Raw genomic sequence first — 354 nt, 5'->3', positions numbered from 1 at the left:
AGGTTTAATGCTGAATGCGCAAAATATTCACCCAAACATTGTTCCAAACAAGCAGGTTATGATGTTACACTTTGAATATTTTTCGGACGGAGACAGGTTAGATATTAGGGGCAAAGATATTTTAACTATAAATGGTACTATTTATCCTTTATCCTCTATCCTTAAATCTTATCTGCAAAAATATCTTTCATTAATTCTTTTTAAGCCTAAGCTTTATTGTATCAAGAGATATTCAAGAGACTTTTAAAATTGTATTTATCGTTTAATATAGTTTTGTGTAAAAGGTAATAGATATTGTAAGCCACTACAATGGATATAACCTTCATAGAGTTTAAGTTGTGAGGGAGATTCTAA

1 pseudogene is annotated in these 354 nt (G+C 29.7%); it reads left to right on the top strand.

Features of this window, described 5'->3' with window-relative positions:
- Positions 1-247 (top strand): annotated as a pseudogene (locus tag LS69_RS10995) (hypothetical protein); the annotation flags it as partial.
- Between the last annotated feature and the right edge of the window lie 107 nt (positions 248-354).

The sequence above is a fragment of the Helicobacter sp. MIT 05-5294 genome (genome assembly GCF_000765675.1).
Lineage (GTDB): Bacteria > Campylobacterota > Campylobacteria > Campylobacterales > Helicobacteraceae > Helicobacter_D.
This window is presented reverse-complemented; position numbering and strand designations above follow the sequence as displayed.